Source organism: Bradyrhizobium sp., from assembly GCF_035570375.1.
Taxonomy (GTDB): Bacteria; Pseudomonadota; Alphaproteobacteria; order Rhizobiales; family Xanthobacteraceae; genus Bradyrhizobium.
In genome coordinates, this window is sequence record NZ_DATMLW010000134.1 from 14,355 (window position 1) to 34,175 (window position 19,821).

At 62.1% G+C, this 19,821-nt stretch carries 18 protein-coding genes; 6 read left to right on the top strand and 12 right to left on the bottom strand.

What is annotated here, in order from left to right:
- Positions 1–157: 157 nt before the first annotated feature.
- From VNX23_RS14565 to groES, 5 genes are all read right to left on the bottom strand, one after another.
- On the bottom strand, positions 158–946 hold the full coding sequence (locus VNX23_RS14565; protein WP_325631099.1) for an adenylate/guanylate cyclase domain-containing protein: 789 nt from the start codon (positions 944–946) through the stop codon (positions 158–160).
- A complete protein-coding gene (locus VNX23_RS14570; RefSeq protein WP_325631101.1) occupies positions 864–1,565 on the bottom strand; it encodes a hypothetical protein in 702 nt (233 codons plus the stop codon). The genes VNX23_RS14565 and VNX23_RS14570 overlap by 83 nt, the downstream gene beginning before the upstream one ends.
- A 309-nt stretch (positions 1,566–1,874) precedes the next feature.
- Positions 1,875–2,102 carry a hypothetical protein gene (locus tag VNX23_RS14575; protein WP_325631103.1) on the bottom strand — a complete coding sequence of 76 codons (228 nt, stop codon included), beginning with the start codon at positions 2,100–2,102 and terminating at the stop codon, positions 1,875–1,877.
- A 542-nt stretch (positions 2,103–2,644) separates the two neighbouring features.
- Complete coding sequence (gene groL, locus VNX23_RS14580; RefSeq protein WP_325631104.1) at positions 2,645–4,285, bottom strand: chaperonin GroEL; 1,641 nt, start codon at positions 4,283–4,285, stop codon at positions 2,645–2,647.
- Between the two features lie 40 nt (positions 4,286–4,325).
- Positions 4,326–4,640, bottom strand: coding sequence for a co-chaperone GroES (groES, locus tag VNX23_RS14585; protein ID WP_325631106.1), 315 nt, complete (start codon positions 4,638–4,640; stop codon positions 4,326–4,328).
- A 377-nt stretch (positions 4,641–5,017) separates the two neighbouring features.
- Here groES and VNX23_RS14590 point away from each other — a divergent pair, with 377 nt between their 5' ends.
- The 3 genes from VNX23_RS14590 to VNX23_RS14600 all read left to right on the top strand — a co-directional run bounded on the left by VNX23_RS14590 (position 5,018) and on the right by VNX23_RS14600 (position 8,161).
- Positions 5,018–5,305 carry an usg protein gene (locus VNX23_RS14590; protein ID WP_325631107.1) on the top strand — a complete coding sequence of 96 codons (288 nt, stop codon included), beginning with the start codon at positions 5,018–5,020 and terminating at the stop codon, positions 5,303–5,305.
- A gap of 168 nt (positions 5,306–5,473) precedes the next feature.
- Positions 5,474–6,031, top strand: coding sequence for a cupin domain-containing protein (locus VNX23_RS14595; protein WP_325631108.1), 558 nt, complete (start codon positions 5,474–5,476; stop codon positions 6,029–6,031).
- 192 nt (positions 6,032–6,223) lie between these two features.
- Positions 6,224–8,161: an acyltransferase family protein gene (locus VNX23_RS14600; protein WP_325631110.1), complete on the top strand. Its 1,938-nt coding sequence runs from the start codon at positions 6,224–6,226 to the stop codon at positions 8,159–8,161.
- Between the two features lie 54 nt (positions 8,162–8,215).
- Here the strand turns inward: VNX23_RS14600 and VNX23_RS14605 are convergent, their stop codons facing one another.
- The gene (locus VNX23_RS14605; protein WP_325631111.1) at positions 8,216–9,466 is read right to left on the bottom strand and encodes a NupC/NupG family nucleoside CNT transporter; all 1,251 of its coding nucleotides are present in this window, start codon (positions 9,464–9,466) and stop codon (positions 8,216–8,218) included.
- Positions 9,467–9,748: 282 nt separating this feature from the next.
- Between VNX23_RS14605 and VNX23_RS14610 the strand changes: the two genes are divergently transcribed.
- Entirely contained in the window at positions 9,749–10,975 is a 1,227-nt protein-coding gene (locus VNX23_RS14610) for an MFS transporter (protein ID WP_325631113.1), read from the top strand.
- A gap of 34 nt (positions 10,976–11,009) precedes the next feature.
- On the opposite strand, the gene VNX23_RS14615 is transcribed toward VNX23_RS14610, so the two are convergent.
- From VNX23_RS14615 to VNX23_RS14625, 3 genes are all read right to left on the bottom strand, one after another.
- Entirely contained in the window at positions 11,010–12,803 is a 1,794-nt protein-coding gene (locus VNX23_RS14615) for a hypothetical protein (RefSeq protein ID WP_325631115.1), read from the bottom strand.
- Positions 12,804–12,944: 141 nt separating this feature from the next.
- A complete protein-coding gene (locus tag VNX23_RS14620; protein ID WP_325631116.1) occupies positions 12,945–13,700 on the bottom strand; it encodes an SDR family oxidoreductase in 756 nt (251 codons plus the stop codon).
- 15 nt (positions 13,701–13,715) lie between these two features.
- A complete protein-coding gene (locus tag VNX23_RS14625) occupies positions 13,716–14,471 on the bottom strand; it encodes a proteasome-type protease (RefSeq protein ID WP_325631118.1) in 756 nt (251 codons plus the stop codon).
- 147 nt (positions 14,472–14,618) lie between these two features.
- Between VNX23_RS14625 and VNX23_RS14630 the strand changes: the two genes are divergently transcribed.
- The gene (locus VNX23_RS14630; RefSeq protein ID WP_325631120.1) at positions 14,619–14,933 is read left to right on the top strand and encodes a hypothetical protein; all 315 of its coding nucleotides are present in this window, start codon (positions 14,619–14,621) and stop codon (positions 14,931–14,933) included.
- Between the two features lie 286 nt (positions 14,934–15,219).
- Here the strand turns inward: VNX23_RS14630 and VNX23_RS14635 are convergent, their stop codons facing one another.
- From VNX23_RS14635 to VNX23_RS14645, 3 genes are all read right to left on the bottom strand, one after another.
- Positions 15,220–16,056 carry a transglutaminase family protein gene (locus VNX23_RS14635; RefSeq protein ID WP_325631121.1) on the bottom strand — a complete coding sequence of 279 codons (837 nt, stop codon included), beginning with the start codon at positions 16,054–16,056 and terminating at the stop codon, positions 15,220–15,222.
- A gap of 213 nt (positions 16,057–16,269) precedes the next feature.
- On the bottom strand, positions 16,270–17,214 hold the full coding sequence (locus VNX23_RS14640; protein ID WP_325631123.1) for an alpha-E domain-containing protein: 945 nt from the start codon (positions 17,212–17,214) through the stop codon (positions 16,270–16,272).
- 151 nt (positions 17,215–17,365) lie between these two features.
- Positions 17,366–18,784: a circularly permuted type 2 ATP-grasp protein gene (locus VNX23_RS14645; RefSeq protein ID WP_325631125.1), complete on the bottom strand. Its 1,419-nt coding sequence runs from the start codon at positions 18,782–18,784 to the stop codon at positions 17,366–17,368.
- 221 nt (positions 18,785–19,005) lie between these two features.
- Between VNX23_RS14645 and VNX23_RS14650 the strand changes: the two genes are divergently transcribed.
- A partial coding sequence (locus VNX23_RS14650) for a molybdopterin-binding protein (protein WP_325631126.1) occupies positions 19,006–19,821 on the top strand: 816 nt, incomplete at its 3' end.

The following is a 19,821-nucleotide window of genomic DNA, read 5'->3' on the forward strand; positions in this document are numbered from 1 at the left end:
CGTCCGCTCAAGCCGTGGTGCGATAACCCCCCAAACTACCAGGACTATGATCGCGCACGATTGCTCCGATGAAACCCGCTTCTTCGCCAGCTTTATACCACCGACCGCCTGGCCAAGGTATGTTGCTACGCTCAGGGCCCGTTGCGATCGCCGCGATTTATAACTCCCCGACGCACGCCTGGGTCCAGATCGCGATCGGGTGCTCAAGCCCGCGGATTGTCTGCGGCGCTTGCGCAACCAGTGGCCGGAACGCCGCATCAGTGCTGCCGAGCTCGGCCTTGGCGCGCTTGACGAGATCATCGCTCGCAACCAACTCGCAGTCGAGCGCACGGGTCAAGGCTTCGAGCCGGCTTGCGGCGTTTACGGTCGACCCGATCACCGCAAATTCAAGACAGGTCAGCCCGATGTCGCCGAGCACGACCGGCCCGTAATGCAAACCAAAGCTGACGCGCATTGGAGCCTCGCCGGCCGCTTTGCGCCCGCCGTTCCACCGATCCGCCGAAGCCATCATCGCCTGCGCGCAACGTAGCGCGTTGCTGGCATCGGCCTCTCCCACGAAAGGCGTGCCAAAGGTCGCCATCAGCCCATCGCCGAGGTATTTGTCGAGCGTACCGCTGTGACGGAATACCTCCTGCTCCATCAGCGCATGGAATTCACGCAAGGTTCGCACAACCTCTTCCGCCGTGCGCGCGTCGGCAAAGGCGGTGAAGCCAACGATGTCGACGAACAACACGGCGACTTCTTGTGTGCGCACCTGCCTTAACGGTTCGTCGTGCCTGGACAATTCCTCGACCACGTTGGGCGAGAAATAGCGCGCGAGGTTGCCGCGTTCGCGTTCCACTGCGGCATGGCGGATCAGGAGATCATTGCCGCGGCGCACCGCGATGGCGAGTGTCATCGCGACAATCAGGAACACGACGATCTCCTGGATGCGCGCGCCGAACACGATCGAGTTGGGCGAGATCAGCTCGAATAGCCTTTGATCGTCGCCCGTTGCCGCTGCGATACGGTCGGTCAGCGCCGGATTTGCGATCGGGCTGCCACCATACCCAGACCATGCCGGCAATCCAAAGAGCGGAGGTCCACGTTCCGACCGCAATGACGGTGCGCCAGGAATAGGCCAGTGTCGCGCCCGACAGCAGCACGAAAAAATAGATGAAGTTGCCGAAATGATACTGCATCGCCACAGCCCAGTGAGCGGAGCTGAAGGGATTCGGCACAACGAGGATGAACGTCAACAGCGCAAGGTCGCAGAAGAGCAGCGCAAGCTCCGGCCTCGACACGCCGACACGTCCAACCTTGACCTGACCCCAGCCAATCAGCGCGAACAGTCCAAGCAACACCACATAGTAAAGCTGCTCCCACGTCGGATTGATAATCGGCAACAGGCAGGCGATTACGACGAGCGCGATATATCGCGCGCGCACCGCCAGCTGCAGGCCCTCCTGCTTGGCCGCGGCGAGCGCAGCCTGCGCGAATTGAACAGTATCGGTTTCGGTGTCGCGCCGACTGCGCGAGCGCGGCAATGCGGCGGGCAAGTCCAGGCGCTCGATGAGCGTGGTCACGGGGCGGTCTCCTCGAACAAGCGGTTCAGCACGCTGGAGGACGTCGGCTGCCGCATCCATAGTCGGTGCAATGATACACGGGTTTCAATGTCGCAAAGTAGTCCGCAACAGAGCCGTCATGTATAATTGCTGTTCTATTCGGCGCGGAAGATAGGCCGATGCTTTCCTGTGCTTCGAGTCTGAGACGCCGACGTCGAAGACGATAGCGACCCTCTAAAGCAAACCGATCGAGTGAGCGCTATTGCGGCAAGACCCTGTCTTGCGGCCCGGAAGCCGAGGTTCGCCGGTCGAGGAGGGAAGCAGGGCAGGTCAGTCCAGCATCAGCCTGAGATCTTTGGCGGCGCTGGTTGCAAGATTCTTGCGCGCAAGTTCTTCGATGGCCGGCCAGTTCTCCCGAAAAAGCGTTGCCGCCTGGACTGCGTCGGTTGCCCGGATCGTAATGCTGCAGGCGTGCCTTGCCCCCGAATTGATCATCTGGAAATTCAACCTGAATTCCGCCGTGTCTCGAGCGAGCACGAGCGGCTGCACGTGGCGCATTTTCGAGGTCCCCCCTCTTTGCGACGATTAATGTACGTTTAGGATTTGGCTTTTGGTGGGGCGCGATTGTGGCTGCGCTGGTGCGCAGATCGCACCTTAATGCGACCGTGCACGCTTCGCCCGTTTTGCCGGCCTGATGGCCGGGCGAACGGGGTTTTGCCCGTTCAAGGGATCGACTGGTTCGCGCACCAAACGAAAAACCCGGCAGCGATGCGGGGTCATAGGCGAGGCATTTCGCGGCCGGACAGAGCCTCGAACAAAAACCCCGGCATTGCTGCCGGGGTTTTTCAAGATCGTGTTCGCCGATCGAGGTCCCGGCTCTGCCAAGCACCGCTTGTCGCGGCTCGCATCGCGTCCGGGACGACTTCGTCGCCTTAGAAGTCCATGCCGCCACTCAAACCGGGCCTGCCCGGTTTGAGCATTTTTAAACCAGGGGCGGCGACTTCTAACGCGTTGCGTTAGAAGTCCATGCCGCCACTCAAACCGGGCTTGCCCGGTTTGAGCATTTTTATACCAGGGGCGGCGACTTCTAACGCGTAGCGTTAGAAGTCCATGCCGCCCATGCCGCCGCCCGGAGGCATGCCGGCCGCAGGCGCCTGCTTCTTCGGCAATTCCGCCACCATGGCTTCGGTCGTAATCAAGAGCGCCGCAACGGAGGCTGCGTTCTGGATCGCGACGCGAACCACCTTGGTCGGGTCGATGATGCCCTTGCCGACAAGGTTGACGTATTCGCCGGTCTGCGAGTCGAAGCCGTACGAATACTGGTCCTTCTCGAGGATCTTGCCGACGACCACCGAGCCGTCTTCGCCCGCGTTGATCGCGATCTGGCGGGCGGGCCAGGACAACGCCTTGCGCACGATCTCGACGCCGGTCTTCTGGTCGTCGTTCTTGGTGCGCAGGCCCTTGAGGTGCTCGGACGCACGCAACAGCGCAACGCCGCCGCCCGGCAGGATGCCTTCCTCGACCGCCGCGCGGGTCGCATGCATCGCGTCATCAACGCGATCCTTGCGCTCCTTGACCTCGACCTCGGTCGCGCCGCCGACGCGGATCACCGCGACGCCGCCGGCGAGCTTGGCCAGACGCTCCTGCAGCTTCTCGCGGTCGTAGTCCGAGGTGGTCTCCTCGATCTGCGCCTTGATCTGCGCCACGCGCGCCTCGATGTCGGCCTTCTTGCCGGCGCCGTTGACGATCGTGGTGTTCTCCTTGTCGATCATCACCTTCTTGGCGCGGCCGAGCATGGAGAGCGTGACGTTCTCGAGCTTGATGCCGAGATCTTCCGAGATCGCCTGGCCGCCGGTCAGGATCGCGATGTCCTGCAGCATGGCCTTGCGGCGATCGCCGAAGCCCGGCGCCTTGACGGCCGCAACCTTCAGACCACCGCGGAGACGGTTCACCACAAGCGTGGCCAAAGCCTCGCCTTCGACGTCTTCCGCCACGATGACGAGCGGCTTGCCGGTCTGGACCACGGCCTCGAGCAGCGGGAGCAGTTCGTTCAGCGAGGAGAGCTTCTTCTCGTTGATCAGGATGTAGGCGTCGTCCATCTCGACGCGCATCTTGTCGGCGTTGGTGACGAAGTAGGGCGAGATGTAGCCGCGGTCGAACTGCATGCCTTCGACGACATCGAGTTCGGTCTCGAGCGACTTGGCTTCCTCGACCGTGATGACGCCTTCGTTGCCGACCTTCCTCATGGCGTCCGCAAGGAACTTGCCGATCTCGGCGTCGCCATTGGCGGAGATGGTGCCGACCTGGGCGATTTCCTCGTTCGAGGTGACCTTCTTGGAGTTCTTTTCGAGGTCGGCGACCACGGCTTCGACCGCGAGATCGATACCGCGCTTGAGATCCATGGGGTTCATGCCGGCGGCAACCGCCTTGGAACCTTCGCGGACGATCGCGGCGGCCAGGACGGTCGCCGTGGTGGTGCCGTCACCGGCCGCATCCGCCGACTTGGAGGCGACTTCGCGCACCATCTGGGCGCCCATGTTCTCGAACTTGTCGTCGAGCTCGATTTCCTTGGCGACGGTGACGCCGTCCTTGGTGACGCGGGGAGCGCCGAACGACTTGTCGAGCACGACGTTGCGGCCCTTCGGGCCGAGCGTGACCTTGACGGCGTTGTTGAGGATGTCGACGCCGCGCAGCATGCGATCGCGGGCGTCGACGCCGAATTTGACTTCTTTGGCTGACATATCTTGTTTCCCTTGAATTGATCTGGTGATGGAAAGGCGCTTAAGCGGCCTTCTTCTTGGTCTGGACGTCGGTGATGACGCCCATGATGTCGCTCTCCTTCATGATCAACAGCTCCTGGCCGTCGATCTTGACCTCGGTGCCCGACCACTTGCCGAACAGCACGCGGTCGCCAACCTTGATATCGATCGGGATCAGCTTGCCGGCTTCGTCGCGGCCACCCGGGCCGACGGCGATGACTTCGCCCTGCGACGGTTTCTCCTTGGCAGTGTCGGGAATGATGATACCGCCTGCGGTCTTCTCCTCGGCGTCGATACGCTTGACCACGACGCGGTCGTGAAGCGGACGGAATTTCATGCAGTCCTCCTAAGCTATTGATGATGATTTCAGATTTTGAAAAGTTGGCAGTCTCTGCCGACGAGTGCCAGCAGGCGAGACGGATTTAGGCCAGAGTTGTTTCGGGGACAAGTGCCTCTAGCAAAAAAATTGGCACTCGGAAATGGCGCCTGCCATTTCGTGCGCCATCATTAATTGGGCCGCGCGAGTTTCCAAAGCGGTGTTAGCACCTGCGGTAAGGTGCTGCCAAGGCGCCATTTTTCAACAGTTCGTTAAACATTTAGGCTTGTGATGGGTTGGTATCGTGCGTCACATTTCTCTCATGTGAGCGCATCGTGAATCGGGTGGCTCCCCCGTGGCGGCCATCCGGACCTGCGCTCCTTCAATGGAGGTCGGGCATGATCTCGCGGGTTGGGGTTGTTTCCGAGGATTTCCGGAAGCAGGTGCTGGGTTACGGTCTGACGACGGCGCAGATCCTGTATCGGATGCCGGATCATCCCTCGTTGCTGCAGACCTATGTCTGGCAGAACTACGATCTGTTTCCGAAATTTCCCGCGCTGACGGACTTTCTGCACTTCTGGCAGCGAAAACTCGACGGTCCGTTGTACTCGGTCACCGTTGCGCATTCCAAGCTGATCAAGCCGGCCGAACTGCGCGCCATCGACGGCGTGTTCCGTTTGCACTGAGTTGGAACCTGAAGGGTGGGTTAGCCGCCACGTGCGCGGTCCTTCGACGCAATAGTGCGGAAGGCGTAACCCACCATATTTGATGGTTGGTGGGTTACGCTTCGCTAACCCACCCTACGAAGCCTCATTTGTGATAGCTTTGCTCTCCGACAGGGAGGAGAAGCAGAGATGGCCAAAAAGAAATCGAACAAGCCGGCCTCGCGCGCGGCCGCCAAATCGCGGGCCACGAAAAAATCCGCGCAAGCCAAATCGCCGGCGCGCAAGGGGGCCGCCAAGGCATCGGCGCGCAAAAAGCTTTCTGCGAGCGGGCGTGCGCAAGCCCGGCCAAGGCGCATTGTTCCAAAGCAGCGCGTCGCCATCAGCCATCACCGCGACGAGGATTTCAAGGCCGACGGCTTGCGCGCTTACGCCAAATATCGCGATCTCGGCATTGCCGATGCAACGGGCGGTCTGGCGCGCGCGCATGTGATCCGCCTGATCGGGCCGTGCAATCCGGAGGAAGTTTCCAAACTGCATTTCCACGATGTCGACTTTCAGATGGTCTATGTGCTCAAGGGCTGGGTGAAAACCTACATGGAAGGGCAGGGCGAGAACTTGATGAAGGAAGGTTCGAGCTGGACCCAGCCGCCGCGGATCAGGCACCTGATCATGGATTATTCCGACGACGTCGAGTTGCTCGAGGTGATCCTGCCCGCCGATTTCAAGACGGTCGAACTTGCGGCGTGACTCAATTCGAAATTCGAAGACTGAGGCCATCTTATCCCTCCCCCTTGTGGGGAGGGTGGTGCGCGGCGAGCGCCAGCGAACAAGCACCGGGTGGGGGTCTGAGTTGACAGTATTCGATGGGGCAGTGCCCCCACCCCGGCCTTCGGCCGACCCTCCCCACGCTCCGCGGGGGAGGGTTGCTCATCGAAACGCATGATCTCCACCTATCGCGAAGACATCGACTGGCTGCGTGCCATCGCCGTGCTGGCGGTGGTCGCGTTCCATTTCGAAACACCCGGAGTGTTCGGCGGCTTTGTCGGCGTCGACATCTTCTTCGTGATCTCGGGCTATTTGATCACCGCCATCATCGCCGACGAACTGAAAAGGGACGCCTTCTCCTTTGGGCGATTTTACGAGCGGCGGGTGCGGCGTCTGCTGCCGGCGCTCTATGCGATGGTATCGCTGACGGCGATTCCATCCTTCCAGTATCTTTTGACCTCCGAACGGGCGGAATTCTTTCGCTCGATTGGCGCGGTCGTGACCTTCACCTCGAATTTCTTCTTCTTCTTCCAGACCGGCTATTTCGACCATGCCGCGGTGGAGAAGCCGCTGCTCCACACCTGGTCGCTCGCGGTGGAGGAACAGTTCTATCTGGCGCTGCCGCTGATGTTGTGGGCCGTTTCGCGCGTCGCGCGCGGCAGGCGTCTTGCGATTCCCACGGTGCTGGCAGTGCTGACCATCGCTTCCTTCGGCCTGAGCATCTGGCTGATGAAGACCGGGCAGTCCGCCAATGCCTTCTTCATGAGCCCGCCGCGGGCGTGGGAATTTCTGATCGGCGGCCTTGTGGCGTCTCCGAGCTTTCCGGTGCTGCGTCACGCTTTGGCGCAGCAGATTGCTCGCGGCATCGCGCTGGTCGTGATCGCAATCCCGATATTTTCATTGCGCCAGGGGCCGGGCTTTCCCGGCTTCAACGCGCTCGCGCCCTGCATCGGCGCCGCCGTCTTTATCTGGAGCGGCATCGGCGTGCCTACCTTGAATCGCAGTGTCTATGCGCCTCTCAACGTCGCGCGCTTCTTCGGGCAGATCTCCTATTCGCTTTATCTGTGGCATTGGCCGCTGTTCACCTTCGCGCGCTTCTCGAAGGACAGCCTCGCGCTGGACACCAGCGAAAAGCTTGCGCTGTTTGGGCTGACGGTCTTGATCTCCTATCTCTCCTGGCGATATCTCGAGCAACCATTCCGCACGCGTGCGGTGGCGCCGACACGGCGCATGGCGTTCGGCCTCGCCGGCGGGGCGAGCCTGGTGTTGCTGGCCGGCAGCTTCGTTGGCCTGGCGTTGAGCCGGACGCCGTCGGATGCGGACCGCGAGGCGGCCACGCTGGAAACCTACAGCGCCTATCAGTCTGAGTCGCTCTATCGCGTCGGAACCTGCTTCAAGTTCGACGGGAGCGCGTTTGACGATTCTTGCCTTGCGCTTGCGGGAGGAAAATCCAACTGGCTGTTGTGGGGCGACAGTCTCGCCGCGCATTATTTCTTCGGGCTGCGCAAGGCCGCCGATCCTGAAACGATCAACGTCCTCCAGGCGACCCAGGCTGCCTGCATGCCCACCCTGGATGCGGCGGCGCCGGGCCATGCGGGATGCCGCGGCTCCCGGACGCAAATGGATGCGTTCTTTCGCGATCGTAAGCCCGATCTCGTTATCATGTCCGCGGACTGGCTGGAATATGCGCGGGGCGCGAGATTTGACGCCGTGATTGCCGACCTCAGGGCGACGATTTCAAGACTCAATGGATTTGGCATCGCCGTCGTCGTGCTCGGGCCCCCCGTGCAGTTCAAGGCGAGGCTGCCCTCGATGCTGATGCGTACGCATCTGCGCGGAATCGAACCGCGGGCCGAGGATTTCGCGCTTCCCGCGATATTTTCGTTCGACCAGATGATGAAAGCCGCGTTGCCGGATCAGGTGAAGTTCTCCTACATTTCGGTGGTCGACGCCATCTGCCCGGCGCGGCAATGCCCGCTCACGCTTCCCGGTGGCGTGCCGCTGTCCTGGGATCACGCCCATCTCACCGCCGAAGGCTCGGCCTACGTGATGGAGAGGGTGACGAGATTGATTCAATCGAATCTGTTCCCGACGGCGGCTTCGCCGCAATAGCCGTTCAAGAACCCGGATCCTGCGATAGGCGAACGAGGTGGGCGGCGCGGGGGCCTAGCTCAACACCCCCACGATCGCGCCCATCAGGCAGGTTGTCAGCGTGCCCGAGACGATCGATTTCAGTCCGAGCGAATTGATCTCGTCACGCCGCTCCGGCGCCATGGTGCCGAGGCCGCCGACCATGATGCCGAGGCTTCCGAAATTGGCAAAGCCGCACATCGCATAAAGCATGATCAGCCGCGAGCGCGGATCGAGCGCATCCACGCCGAGTTTCGACAAATCGACATAAGCAATCAGCTCGTTGAGCACGGTTTTCGTCCCCATCAGGCTGCCCGCCGTGATGGCCTGCGCCCACGGCAGGCCCATCAGCCAGCACACCGGGGCCATGACGTAGCCGAGCATTCTTTGCAAGGTGATCGCGCTGCCGCCGGCATCCGGCAAAAGTCCGAGAAGTGCGTTGGCGAGATAGACCAGCGCCACCAGTACGATCAGCATGGCAATGATGTTCAGCAGCAATTCGAGGCCCGCGGTCGTTCCCTTGACGATGGCATCCATGGTGGAGGAGGCGTGCATCTCCGGGTCGATCAAGGCGCCGCTGGTATGTCTGTCGCTCGTCTCCGGCACCATGATCAGGCTGACGAGGATCGCGGCCGGCGCGCCCAGCACCGAGGCGATGACAAAATGCGCCGCCGCATCGTCTATCAGCGGCGCGAGCAGGGTGGCGTAGAGCACGAGCACGGTGCCGGCGATACCCGCCATGCCGCCGGTCATCACCAGAAACAGTTCGCTGCGCGTGAGTTTTGCGAGATAAGGACGGATGAAAAGCGGCGCTTCCACCATGCCGAGAAAAATGTTGGCGGCGGTGGAAAGCCCGACCGCGCCGCCGATCCCGAGCGTGCGCTCCAGAAGCCACGCCATGCCGCGCACGACCGGCGGCAAGACGCGCCAGTAGAACAGAAGCGTCGTCAGCACGCTCATCACCAGCACGATCGGAAGTGCCTGGAACGCCAGGATGAAATCGGAGCCCGGCGCTTTCAGATCGTACGGCAGTGCGCCGCCGCCGAGATATCCGAACACGAAGGAAGTGCCGGCGCGCGAGGCGGACGCGATCGCCCCGACCGCGTCATTGATCGCGCCGAAAACCCGGCTCACCACGGGAATCTTGATCAGCACGATCGCAGTAATCAGCGTGACGAAAAGGCCGATGGCTGCCTGGCGAAGCGAAACCGCGCGGCGGTTCTCGCCAAATACCCAGGCAAGCGCCAGCAACACGAAAACGCCGAATGCCGATTGCAATTGCAGCATGATGCCCCCGAACACCCCGAATAATGATTATGACAGCGATGCAGTTCAAAGCGCAATGCCGTGCGCTTGCGGACAATACCGCCATTGACTTTGAACCCACGCGGGTGGTCCGATTCAAACATTCGCATCCCGTTGCCGCGGGCGCTTTTGCGAATGCTAGAATCAAAGGACCACTAATAAATATGTGTTTCTAGTGGAGTATCGGATTTGACATTCGCTTTGCAAATCTGTGGCGAGGAGGGTAGCGAATGACAAATCCACTCCACTAGCCACCGATCGATCATGTCCTCCACCGCGACGCCCGCCAGCCGGTCCGCTCTGTTCAGGCAAGGCTCGTTCGTTTGCTTCCTGTTGTCGCGAAGCCTGTCACGCTTCTCGAGCCAGATCGCGGCGGTCGCGATCGGCTGGCAGGTCTATGATCTCACGACCAGCGCCTTTCTGCTCGGCATGGTCGGACTGGTGCAATTCCTGCCGACCGCGCTCCTGGTCCTGGTCGCCGGACACGCCGCCGACCGCTACCAGCGCAAGCGCGTTGTGCAGCTCTGTCAATTGGCCGAGGCGCTGACCGCGCTGTTCCTCGCTCTCGGCGCCTATGCCGGCTGGCTGACGGTTACGCAGATTTTCATCGCCACTGCGGTCCTTGGCACGACCGGCGCGTTTGAAAGTCCGGCCACCGCGGCGCTGTTGCCGTTGATCGCGCCGCAAGGCTCGCTGCAGCGCGCGACCGCGCTGTCAAGCGGCGCGACGCAAGTGGCAACCATCGCCGGACCCGCGCTCGGCGGGCTCGCCTACGCGATCTCACCCGGGCTCGCTTACGCGATCATGGTCCTGTTCTGGCTGTTGGCCGCGCTGTTCACCGGCGCGATTCGCGTCACGCAAGCTGCCGTGGAGAAGGATTCGGCGACGCCTTCCGACCTCTTCGCCGGCGTCCGCTTCATCCGCGAAAATCCCGCCATCCTCGGCACCATATCGCTCGATCTCTTTGCCGTGCTGTTCGGCGGCGTTACGGCGCTGCTGCCGATCTATGCGCGCGACGTCCTCGAGACCGGTCCTTTCGGCCTCGGCATCCTGCGCGCCGCGCCCGCAGTCGGCGCGCTGCTGATGACCGCGCTGTTGGCCCGACACGCCATTCATCGCCGCGTGGGATTGCGGATGTTTCAGGCGGTGATCATCTTCGGCGTGGCGACCGTGGTGTTTGCGCTGTCGCACTGGATATGGCTTTCGCTGCTTGCGCTTGCAGCGCTTGGCGCGGCCGATACGGTCAGCGTCGTGATCCGCTTTTCGCTTGTCCAGCTTTCCACGCCCGACGAGATGCGCGGCCGGGTCGGTGCGGTGAACTTCCTGTTCATCAATGCTTCCAACCAGCTCGGTCAGTTCGAAAGCGGCGTCACCGCGGCCTTGTTCGGCGCGGTGCCGGCCGCCGCTTTCGGAGGGATAGCGACGATTGCGGTCGCACTGCTCTGGATGAAGCTGTTCCCCTCACTGCGTAAGGTCGAGCGGCTGGAGTAGGGCTCCAGCGCGTCGAACTCGAGCGCGGTGCGTTTCATTTCCGTAGGCGCCATACGGAAATTTTGCCGGCGGGATCGAGGTGGAGCAGCTCCAGAAAGTCCGGCGTTTCGCTGCGGGCGAGCCGCGCCTCCAACCCCTCTGGCGCCAGCTTGATGATCCTTTGATCGGGGCCTGCCGAGCAGGTGACCAGGTAGTCGACGTGTCGGTCCGACAAGATCTGCTTTGCGGTGGGCAAGGGCGCCAGCATCAAGCTGATCAATGCCGCGTTGCCGTCATTGTTGCGATGGTATGGGCCCGCAAAGACATCGTGGTTTGTTTCGGCAAGAATCGCCGGTCCGAGATCGACCGGCGCCATCACGCGTCCCTTCGCAAGTTGCTTTAAGGGAGCGACGTCCGACAAGCTCCGGCACGGTGACGGTTTGGGGATCGGCTCCTGCTTGAAGATGTCATACAGCATCGGCTTCGCCACGGCCCCAACGGTAAGAAGGCTGAGAGGTGATGCAACGACCGATAAAAGAAGCAGGTTTCGTCGGGAAGCAAAGTTGGGCCACAGAACAGTCAGGCTCGCGGCAAAAACCGGAGCTGCCAGCATCGTTGCCGCGGCAGTGCCCCGCACTTGCCAAAAGCTGAATCCGATCAGCGCCGCCAAAGGCGCGATGCCAGCAACCCAGCGAAACCTTTCAGGCAGAGGGGACCTGATAAGTGCCATCACGGCGAAGCCCATCGCCATGATCGGAAACCCGTAGGAGGCAAGGACCTTCTCCGGAAAAAGATGCAGCATCCTGCCGAATGAGATCGATTCGGCGACGTTGTTGACCCACAACGATACGATGATCGGATCGAGACGCGCGAAGGGCGAGGCGATACATCCGGGAAACAATGAGAGGAACGCGCCGACCAAGACCGCTGCCAACACCCCTGCGCCAACCACGCGCATGCCTGGTGTCGAATGGAAGCGATCAATTGCGACCGCGAGCACCAGGCCGATGCCGCCGCCGGCAGTCAACAGCAGACCCGGTCCACCGAAGGCATCACATACCTGCGCGGTCAACGAAGACGGCGGAAGCAACGCTGGTGCGAGCAGGAGCGAGGATGCCGCCAGCCCCGCTCCGAAGGCGCCAGCCTGCCGCGCGACGGCGGCACCGCGCCAAACAAACAGGCCAAAGATCGCAACGCCTGTCGCGGCGATGGCAGGCAGCATTTCGATGCCGATCGCCAGCGATAGCGACGCGATCAGGCCGCCCAGAGCGGCCTTGACGGCGCTCCGCTCGATCTGGATCGTCATCAGGACGAGTGCGAGCAACAAGTCGATCTGCGCGTTGTGGTGATCGATTGCGCCTGGTCGGAAATGGACGAGGGCCGGAATGGACAGCACGGCCAGCACCACCGCCGCTATCACCGGATTGACGCCGTTGCTCATTTGCCTCGCAATCGCCGCTATCAACGCCAATGCGACGGCAAATAGCAGCGCCGGCCAAAAATACAGTGTCACGGCTTCAGCGCCGTGCATACCAAGCAGTGGCTTCAGCAACAGGATTGACGCGGCCAATGGCGCGTCAATGAGGCGCGACCAATGCATCGATAGGCCAGGTGGATCCATCCTGTGTTGGAACAGATCGAACCAGCTTTGCCCACCGATCAAGTCGCGGACCTCGACCAGCCGCATGGCATCATCGGTGGACAGGGCATCGAAGATGCCGCCATCGATCGCGGGCGACGCAAGCGTGACCGATGCAGCCAAAAACAGCAGCGATATCAATATTATTGGATACGCGCCGCCTTGTTCTTCCTGCGATGCGCAGCCTGAGGTCAAACTGAGGTCAGACATCGTTTCCGCATCGCTCGTACCGGATAAGGGCGAGTTCCCGCTTTCCGAAGTTCGTATGGGAGCGAGCCGCAAAGGCTAGCGAACTTCGGAATCGGAGCACTAGTGATCGCGGTTACGTCAGGCAGCGACATTCCGACGGTGCTAGCCCCGCCCCACGAACGGCATCTTGCTTGCCATGACAGTCATGAACAGAACGTTAGCATCGAGCGGCAAGTTCGCCATATAGGCCACCGCGTCGCCGACAGCCTTGGCGTCCATGCGCGGCTCCGGCATCTTGCGGCCGTCCGGTTGCAGCACGCCGTCGACCATTCGGTCCGTCATGGGGGTAGCGGCATTGCCGATGTCGATCTGCCCGACCGCGATGTCGTAGGCACGGCCATCGAGATTGGAGGCCCTGGTCAGGCCGGTGATGGCGTGTTTCGTTGAAGTATAGGGCGCGGAAAACGGCCGCGGCGCATGCGCGGAGATCGAGCCGTTATTGATAATGCGGCCGCCGCGCGGGGTCTGGTCCTTCATGATGCGGAAGGCGTGCTGCGTGCACAGGAACGGCGCGGTCAAGTTGGTGTTGACCACCGCCTGCCATTGCGACAGTCCGAGGTCCTCGAACGGCACCGGCGGGGCGCCCATGCCGGCATTGTTGAACAGCACATCCAGCCGGCCGTAAGTGTCCATCACCTTGGCAAACAAGGCGGCGATCGAGCCCGGATCGGTCATGTCAGCCGGAACGGCGAGGCTCTTGCCGCTCGGCCCGAGCTTTTGCGTCTCCTCAAGTTTGTCCTTGCGCCGTCCGGCGAGCACGACCGTGAAACCGGCGTTCATCAGCGCCAGCGATGCCGCACGTCCGACGCCGGTTCCGGCACCGGTCACCACTGCGATCTTGTTCTTGGGCTCGCTCATCTTGTTTCCTACCTTTTATGTTTTGGGTGTTTCGGTCTTGTAGGGCGGTCGTGGAATGTTTTGATGTGCCGCGCGCAACGCCGCCGACCATCGCGAGCGCAAATCGTGGAAATAGGGTTCGCCCGCCTCGATGCGGTGATTGAGATCGGCGTCGCAAACATCGGTGCGCACGACCAGCACGTCGATCGGCAGGCCCACCCCGAGATTGGAGCGCATCGTCGAGTCCATCGAGATCAGGCTGGTCTTGAGCGCCTCGTACAATTCGACATCGTAGTGCATGGCGCGGTCGAGCACCGGCTTGCCGTATTTATGTTCGCCGATCTGCAAATAAGGCGTGTCGGTGGTGCATTCGATGAAATTGCCGGCCGGATAGATCATGAACAGCCGCATCCGCGAGCCCTTGATCTGGCCGCCGAACAGGAACGATACGTCGAAACTGATGTCTTCCGACTTCAGCGCCGTGTCTTCGGTGGCGTGGACCGCGCGTATCGCTCTGCCGATGCGCTGGGCGGCCTGGAACATGGTCGGCGCGTTCAGCAGGGTTTCGAGTTCGCCCGTTTCGGGGTCCTCCATCCCCTCGGTCAAAGTGGAGAGCACTGACTGGCTGATCGCGAGGTTTCCGGCGCTGGCGACCGCCATGATGCGCTCGCCCGGCTTGGAGAAGATATGAAGCTTGCGAAAGGTCGAGACGTTGTCGAGCCCGGCATTGGTACGGGTGTCGGCGATCATGACGAGCCCGTCCCGCACCAGCACTCCGCAGCAATAAGTCATCTCTGCTTCCCCGCACTCCAGGCGCGCGAAATTACTATCCAATTTCGCAACAGGCGTCCAACCCCAATCCCTTGCGCGTGCCTGGGGCAGGGTTTGCAAATCAGACGCCTCTGGATCACGATGGCTTCGAATTCGAAGGCGAAGGACATGAAAAGGCGGGTCCTCCTTGGCGGTCCGGTTTTGGCCGCACTGATCATCCGGAGCGTGACGGGCGTTTTCGCCGGTCCTTTCGAGGACGGCATGGCGGCCTATAACCGCGGCGACTATGTGCCGGCGTCCGCCGTGTTCCGTGCGCTCTCCGAACAGGGCAATGCGGAAGCCCAGGTTCTGCTGGGCGTGATGTACCGCAGGGGCAGGGGGTCAGGCGCAGTTCGGCTCGCGCCTATCTGTGGCTCAGCCGCGCCGCCTCGCGCGGCAATGCGAGGGCGAAAACGGAATTGCGCGAGGTTTCGCAGGGCATGACGGCGGAAGAGCTGGCGAAAGCGAGAGAGATCGCGAAGGCCTGCGAGGCGTCGAATTACCAGACCTGCGAGTATTAGTGGATGATGAAATTTGAACTATAACCGCGCTGAAGGTCTGCTCCCTCTCCCACTGTGAGAGGGCGGGGGTGAGGGGTTACGGCCTCTCGTGAGAGCAATGGCCCCTCACCCGGATCGCGTCTTTCGACGCGATCCGACCTCTCCCCAACGGGCAGAGGTGAACCAAAGTTCTCTGAGAGATCGATGATCGCCACGCCGCTGGCTAGTACTCACGACTGGCTCTGCCATTGACCGGGCCGTCCGACCTGCTCGACCCTGACCGCAACCGTCAGCGTCTCGTTGCCGCCGCCATAGCGGGTGCCGCGCACGGGGGCTGCGCCGAGATAATCCAGGCCCACGGCGACGCGGGCGTGGGCATCCGTGGTGCAGATGGCGTTAGCCGCATCGAATCCGACCCAGCCGAGATTTGGCACAAATGCTTCAGCCCAGGCGTGACCGGCCGGCTGATCGAGCTCGCCGTCCGAGCGCAAGAAATGCCCGGAAATGAAGCGCGCCGGAACGCCGGCCGAGCGTGCGCAGGCGATGAGGATATGGGCGTAGTCCTGGCAAACGCCGCGCTTGATGGCGAAGGCCTCGATTGCCGAGGTGCCGCTGTGGGTAGGGTCCTCGTCGAAGGTCATGTCGTCGTTGATCTGGAGCATCAGCGCGTGAAGAAACCCGAGCACGTCCGCTTCCGATTCGGAGCGCAACTCGCTGGCGAATGCGGCCATCCCCGGATTGACTTCGGTCAGCGGTGTCGAGCGCAGGAACAGGCTTGGCGGGAACCGCTCGTCGGCGCCGCGGAGCACCCCGCCGGTATCGTGGGTCTCGATCAGGCCTTCGACGTTGATGGTGACGTCGGAGATCGCGCCTTCGGTCAGCACGTGGGTGATGTTGCCGAACGCGTCCTGATGCATTTGCAGCCGCGAATCGGTGGAGACACCGATCTGCCATTCGGCGACATATTGGCCGTCATGGCTTCCGGGCGTCATCCGCAGGATCTGGATGATGCCGGTCGCGGGTGGCTCGTAGCGGTAGGTGGTGGAATGGGCGATGCGCAGGCGCATGAGGGAGACGTTCCGATCAGCGGGTTGTTGCCGCGAGGCGAGGAAGCTCCCTCTCCCATGGGGAGAGGGTCGGGGTGAGGGGGTAAGGGGGTACGGTCTATCGATCATGAGGCCATACCCTCACCCGGATCGCATCCTAGGATGCGATCCGACCTCTCCCCTTGGGAGAGATAAAGTGCGGAGGTGTTTGATCGCACGTCAACGACTCCCACATCAGATCAGATACTGCCGGGTGATGATTTCGCCGAGCCTTGAGTTGTCGGCGATGAATTCCTGGATGAATTCATGAACACCGTGCTGGAAGATATCATCCATATGGCTGTGCTCCAGCCGGTTGCGGATGCCGCGGGCGTGGCGCTGGGCGGCGCCCTGGCGGCCATAGGCGACCCCGATCTGGTCGAGATTGCGCACCAGATTGCCGTAACAGCTTGCCAGCGAACGCGGCAGTGAATCGTTGAGGATCAAGAGGTCGGCGATCAGCCATGGTTTGAGCGTTTCGCGATAGACCCAGTGATAGGCGGTGAGGGCTGAGACCGAGCGCAGGATCGAGGTCCATTGATAATAGTCGAGCGGACCGCCGACATGTTCTTCCTCGGGCAGCAGCACATGGTATTTCACGTCCAGAATTCGCGCCGTGTTGTCGGCGCGCTCCAGATGCACCCCTAACCGCGAAAACCAGTAGGCGTCGTTGCGCAGCATGGTCCGGTAGGCCGAGCCGTCGAAGCGCAATGAGGTTTCCTGCACGAAGCGCAAGAACTTGGCCAATTCCTCGCGGCTCCTGGTGCCCTTGCACCAGACTTCCTGCAATTCGATCCAGGCGGAATTGATGGTGTCCCACATCTCGCTCGTGAGCGCGGTGCGGACCGAACGGGAATTGAGCCGTGCGTTTTCGATGCAGTTGCGGATCGAGGACGGATTGTCCGGCGCAAAGGACAGGTAGTCCACGACGCTCTGCTCGTCGGCCTGCTCATGGCTCTCGTAAAAACTTTCGCCGACGCCGGCGGTCATCAGCGCCGAATCCCATTCGTTGGTCTTGCCGATATAGGCGCTTGGCAGTGCGGTCACGCGCAGCGTGGCCTCGATGGCTCGCGCCAGATATTCCGCCCGTTCGACGTAGCGGGCGAGCCAGTAGAGATTTTCAGCGGTGCGCGACAGCATTTAAGAATTCTACTTGAAGATTGGGAAACCTACCCCTGAAAGGGGGAGGTCGGCGCGCAGCGCCGGGAGCGGGTCTTTCGGCACAGCCGTTAACCCCCACCCCAACCCTTGCAGGGGGAGGGAGCGCCTTGAGCACACGGCTGAAGCGATCTCACTCATCCAGAATCCAGGTGTCCTTGGTGCCGCCACCCTGGCTCGAATTCACCACCAGCGAGCCCTGCTTCAGCGCCACGCGGGTCAACCCGCCCGGCACGATGGTGACGTGATGGCTTCCGGTCAGCACGAAGGGGCGCAAATCGACATGGCGCGGCGCAAGGCCGGATTCGGTGCAGGTCGGACAGGTGGAGAGCGCGAGCGTCGGCTGGGCGATAAAACCCTCCGGCTCGCGCTTGAGCTTGTCGCGAAAGGCCTCGATCGTGGCCTTGGTCGCCGCCGGGCCGATCAGCATGCCGTAGCCGCCGGAGCCGTGCACTTCCTTCACCACCAGATCGTTCAAATGGTCGAGCACATAGGCGAGGTCCTGCGGCTCGCGGCAGCGCCAGGTCTGCACGTTTTTCAGCACCGGCTCCTCGCCGAGATAGAATTTCACGATCTCGGGCATGTAGGAGTAGATCGCCTTGTCGTCGGCAATCCCGGTTCCGACCGCGTTGGCGAGCGTGATATTGCCGGCGGCATAGGCCGACATCAGGCCGGGGACGCCGAGCGCCGAATCCGGGCGGAAGGTGAGCGGATCGAGGAAATCATCGTCGACCCGGCGGTAGATGACGTCGACGCGCTTGAGGCCTTCGGTGGTGCGCATGAACACCACCTCGTCCTTGACGATGAGGTCGCGGCCTTCGACCAGCTCGATACCGAGCTTGTCGGCCAGGAACGAATGTTCGTAATAGGCGGAATTGTAGACGCCGGGCGTCATCAGCGCGACGGTCGGTTCGGACGAGGCGCTAAGCGGCGCCACCGACCGCAACGCCGCCAGCAATTCGTCCGGGTACCTTTCCACCGGCGCGATGCGGTGGCGGGCGAACAGGTCCGGAAACAGCCGCATCATGATTTCGCGGTTTTCCAGCATGTAGGAGACGCCGGACGGCGTGCGCGCATTGTCTTCCAGCACGATGAAGCTTTCCGCATCGACCCGGATGATGTCGATGCCGGCGATATGGACATAGACGTCGTGCGGCACCGCCTGACCGTTCATCTCGGGGCGGAACACAGGGTTCTGGAAGATCAGGTCTTCGGGAACGAGGTTGGCGCGCAGGATATCGCGGCCGTGATAGATGTCGCGCAGGAACATGTTGAGCGCGCGCACCCGCTGCCTCAGGCCTTTTTCGAGCAGGATCCATTCCCTCGCGGACATGATCCGGGGGATCACGTCGAAGGGGATCAGCCGCTCCTGGGCTTCGGTATCGCCATAGACCGCGAAGGTGATGCCGATCCGGCGGAACAGGAGTTCTGCTTCCTGCCTTCGATATTCCAGGGCGTCGGCCGGCGTCTCCTTCAACCAGCGCGCCAGTTCCCGGTAAGCGCTGCGAATCTCGCCGCCGACGCCGTTCATTTCATCGAACGCAACTGCCATCGATCCCGACTGCCCTTCGATGCCCTATCGACATGGTAGCAAGGCTCGGGCCAGCGCGATATGCATTGTCATTTGCCGGAAACAATGGGGATAGTGCACAAAAAACGGCTGGCGGTTGCTTATTTCCTCAGCAAAAATCGCCGAACTTCAATGGGTTGGCTGGACAACAATATCCAGGCGCGTATCTCGGCCGCCTAAATCGTGCGAGTTGAGGAGAAATCATGACTGAAATCGTCACGGCTGGACTTCTGGTGATCGGCGACGAGATCCTGTCCGGGCGGACCAAGGACAAGAACATCGGCTTCATCGCGGAATACCTGACCAATATCGGCATCGACCTCAAGGAGGTCCGCGTCGTCGCCGACGAAGAGGCCGAGATCATCGCCGCGCTCGATGCGCTCCGCCACCGTTATACCTACGTCTTTACCACCGGCGGCATCGGGCCGACCCATGATGACATCACCGCGGATGCGGTCGCCAAGGCGTTCGCCGTCGGCATCGACCATCATCCGGAGGTGGTGGCGCGGTTTCGCGAGCGCTGGGGCGAGGCCGATCTGAATGAGGCGCGGCTGCGCATGGCGCGGATTCCCGATGGCGCCGAGTTGATCCAGAGCGCCACCATCCTCGCCCCCGGTTTCAAGCTCGGCAATGTCGTCGTGATGGCGGGCGTGCCCTCGATCATGCAGGCGATGCTCGACGCCGCCGCCGCCGGGCTCGAGACCGGCGTGAAGATCATCGCCGAGACGATCGAGGCGGGCGGCATTCCCGAGGGACGCTACGGCGACGCCTTGAGCGCGATCGCCGCGGCGCATCCCGGCGTCGCGATCGGCTCCTACCCCTCCTTCGCGGACGGGCGCTTTCGCAACCAGATCGTGGTCCGGGCCAAGGAGCCGGCGAAGATCGCCGCCGCGCGCGAGGCGATCGCCGCCCTCGGCGTCGCCGTGCATACGCCGAATGAGGCGATCGGGGTCGAGGCGGCGCGCCTGCGCGCCCGCCACCCGATCAGCGTCCCCGACGCCTACTGCCTCGCGACGGCG

Coding starts and splice junctions, on each gene's coding strand:
- VNX23_RS14575 (WP_325631103.1), bottom strand. CDS start 2,102: ATGCGCCACGTGCAGCCGCTCGTGCTCGCTCGAGACACGGCGGAATTC.
- groL (WP_325631104.1), bottom strand. CDS start 4,285: ATGTCAGCCAAAGAAGTCAAATTCGGCGTCGACGCCCGCGATCGCATG.
- groES (WP_325631106.1), bottom strand. CDS start 4,640: ATGAAATTCCGTCCGCTTCACGACCGCGTCGTGGTCAAGCGTATCGAC.
- VNX23_RS14590 (WP_325631107.1), top strand. CDS start 5,018: ATGATCTCGCGGGTTGGGGTTGTTTCCGAGGATTTCCGGAAGCAGGTG.
- VNX23_RS14595 (WP_325631108.1), top strand. CDS start 5,474: ATGGCCAAAAAGAAATCGAACAAGCCGGCCTCGCGCGCGGCCGCCAAA.
- VNX23_RS14600 (WP_325631110.1), top strand. CDS start 6,224: ATGATCTCCACCTATCGCGAAGACATCGACTGGCTGCGTGCCATCGCC.
- VNX23_RS14605 (WP_325631111.1), bottom strand. CDS start 9,466: ATGCTGCAATTGCAATCGGCATTCGGCGTTTTCGTGTTGCTGGCGCTT.
- VNX23_RS14610 (WP_325631113.1), top strand. CDS start 9,749: ATGTCCTCCACCGCGACGCCCGCCAGCCGGTCCGCTCTGTTCAGGCAA.
- VNX23_RS14615 (WP_325631115.1), bottom strand. CDS start 12,803: ATGTCTGACCTCAGTTTGACCTCAGGCTGCGCATCGCAGGAAGAACAA.
- VNX23_RS14620 (WP_325631116.1), bottom strand. CDS start 13,700: ATGAGCGAGCCCAAGAACAAGATCGCAGTGGTGACCGGTGCCGGAACC.
- VNX23_RS14625 (WP_325631118.1), bottom strand. CDS start 14,471: ATGACTTATTGCTGCGGAGTGCTGGTGCGGGACGGGCTCGTCATGATC.
- VNX23_RS14630 (WP_325631120.1), top strand. CDS start 14,619: ATGAAAAGGCGGGTCCTCCTTGGCGGTCCGGTTTTGGCCGCACTGATC.
- VNX23_RS14635 (WP_325631121.1), bottom strand. CDS start 16,056: ATGCGCCTGCGCATCGCCCATTCCACCACCTACCGCTACGAGCCACCC.
- VNX23_RS14640 (WP_325631123.1), bottom strand. CDS start 17,214: ATGCTGTCGCGCACCGCTGAAAATCTCTACTGGCTCGCCCGCTACGTC.
- VNX23_RS14645 (WP_325631125.1), bottom strand. CDS start 18,784: ATGGCAGTTGCGTTCGATGAAATGAACGGCGTCGGCGGCGAGATTCGC.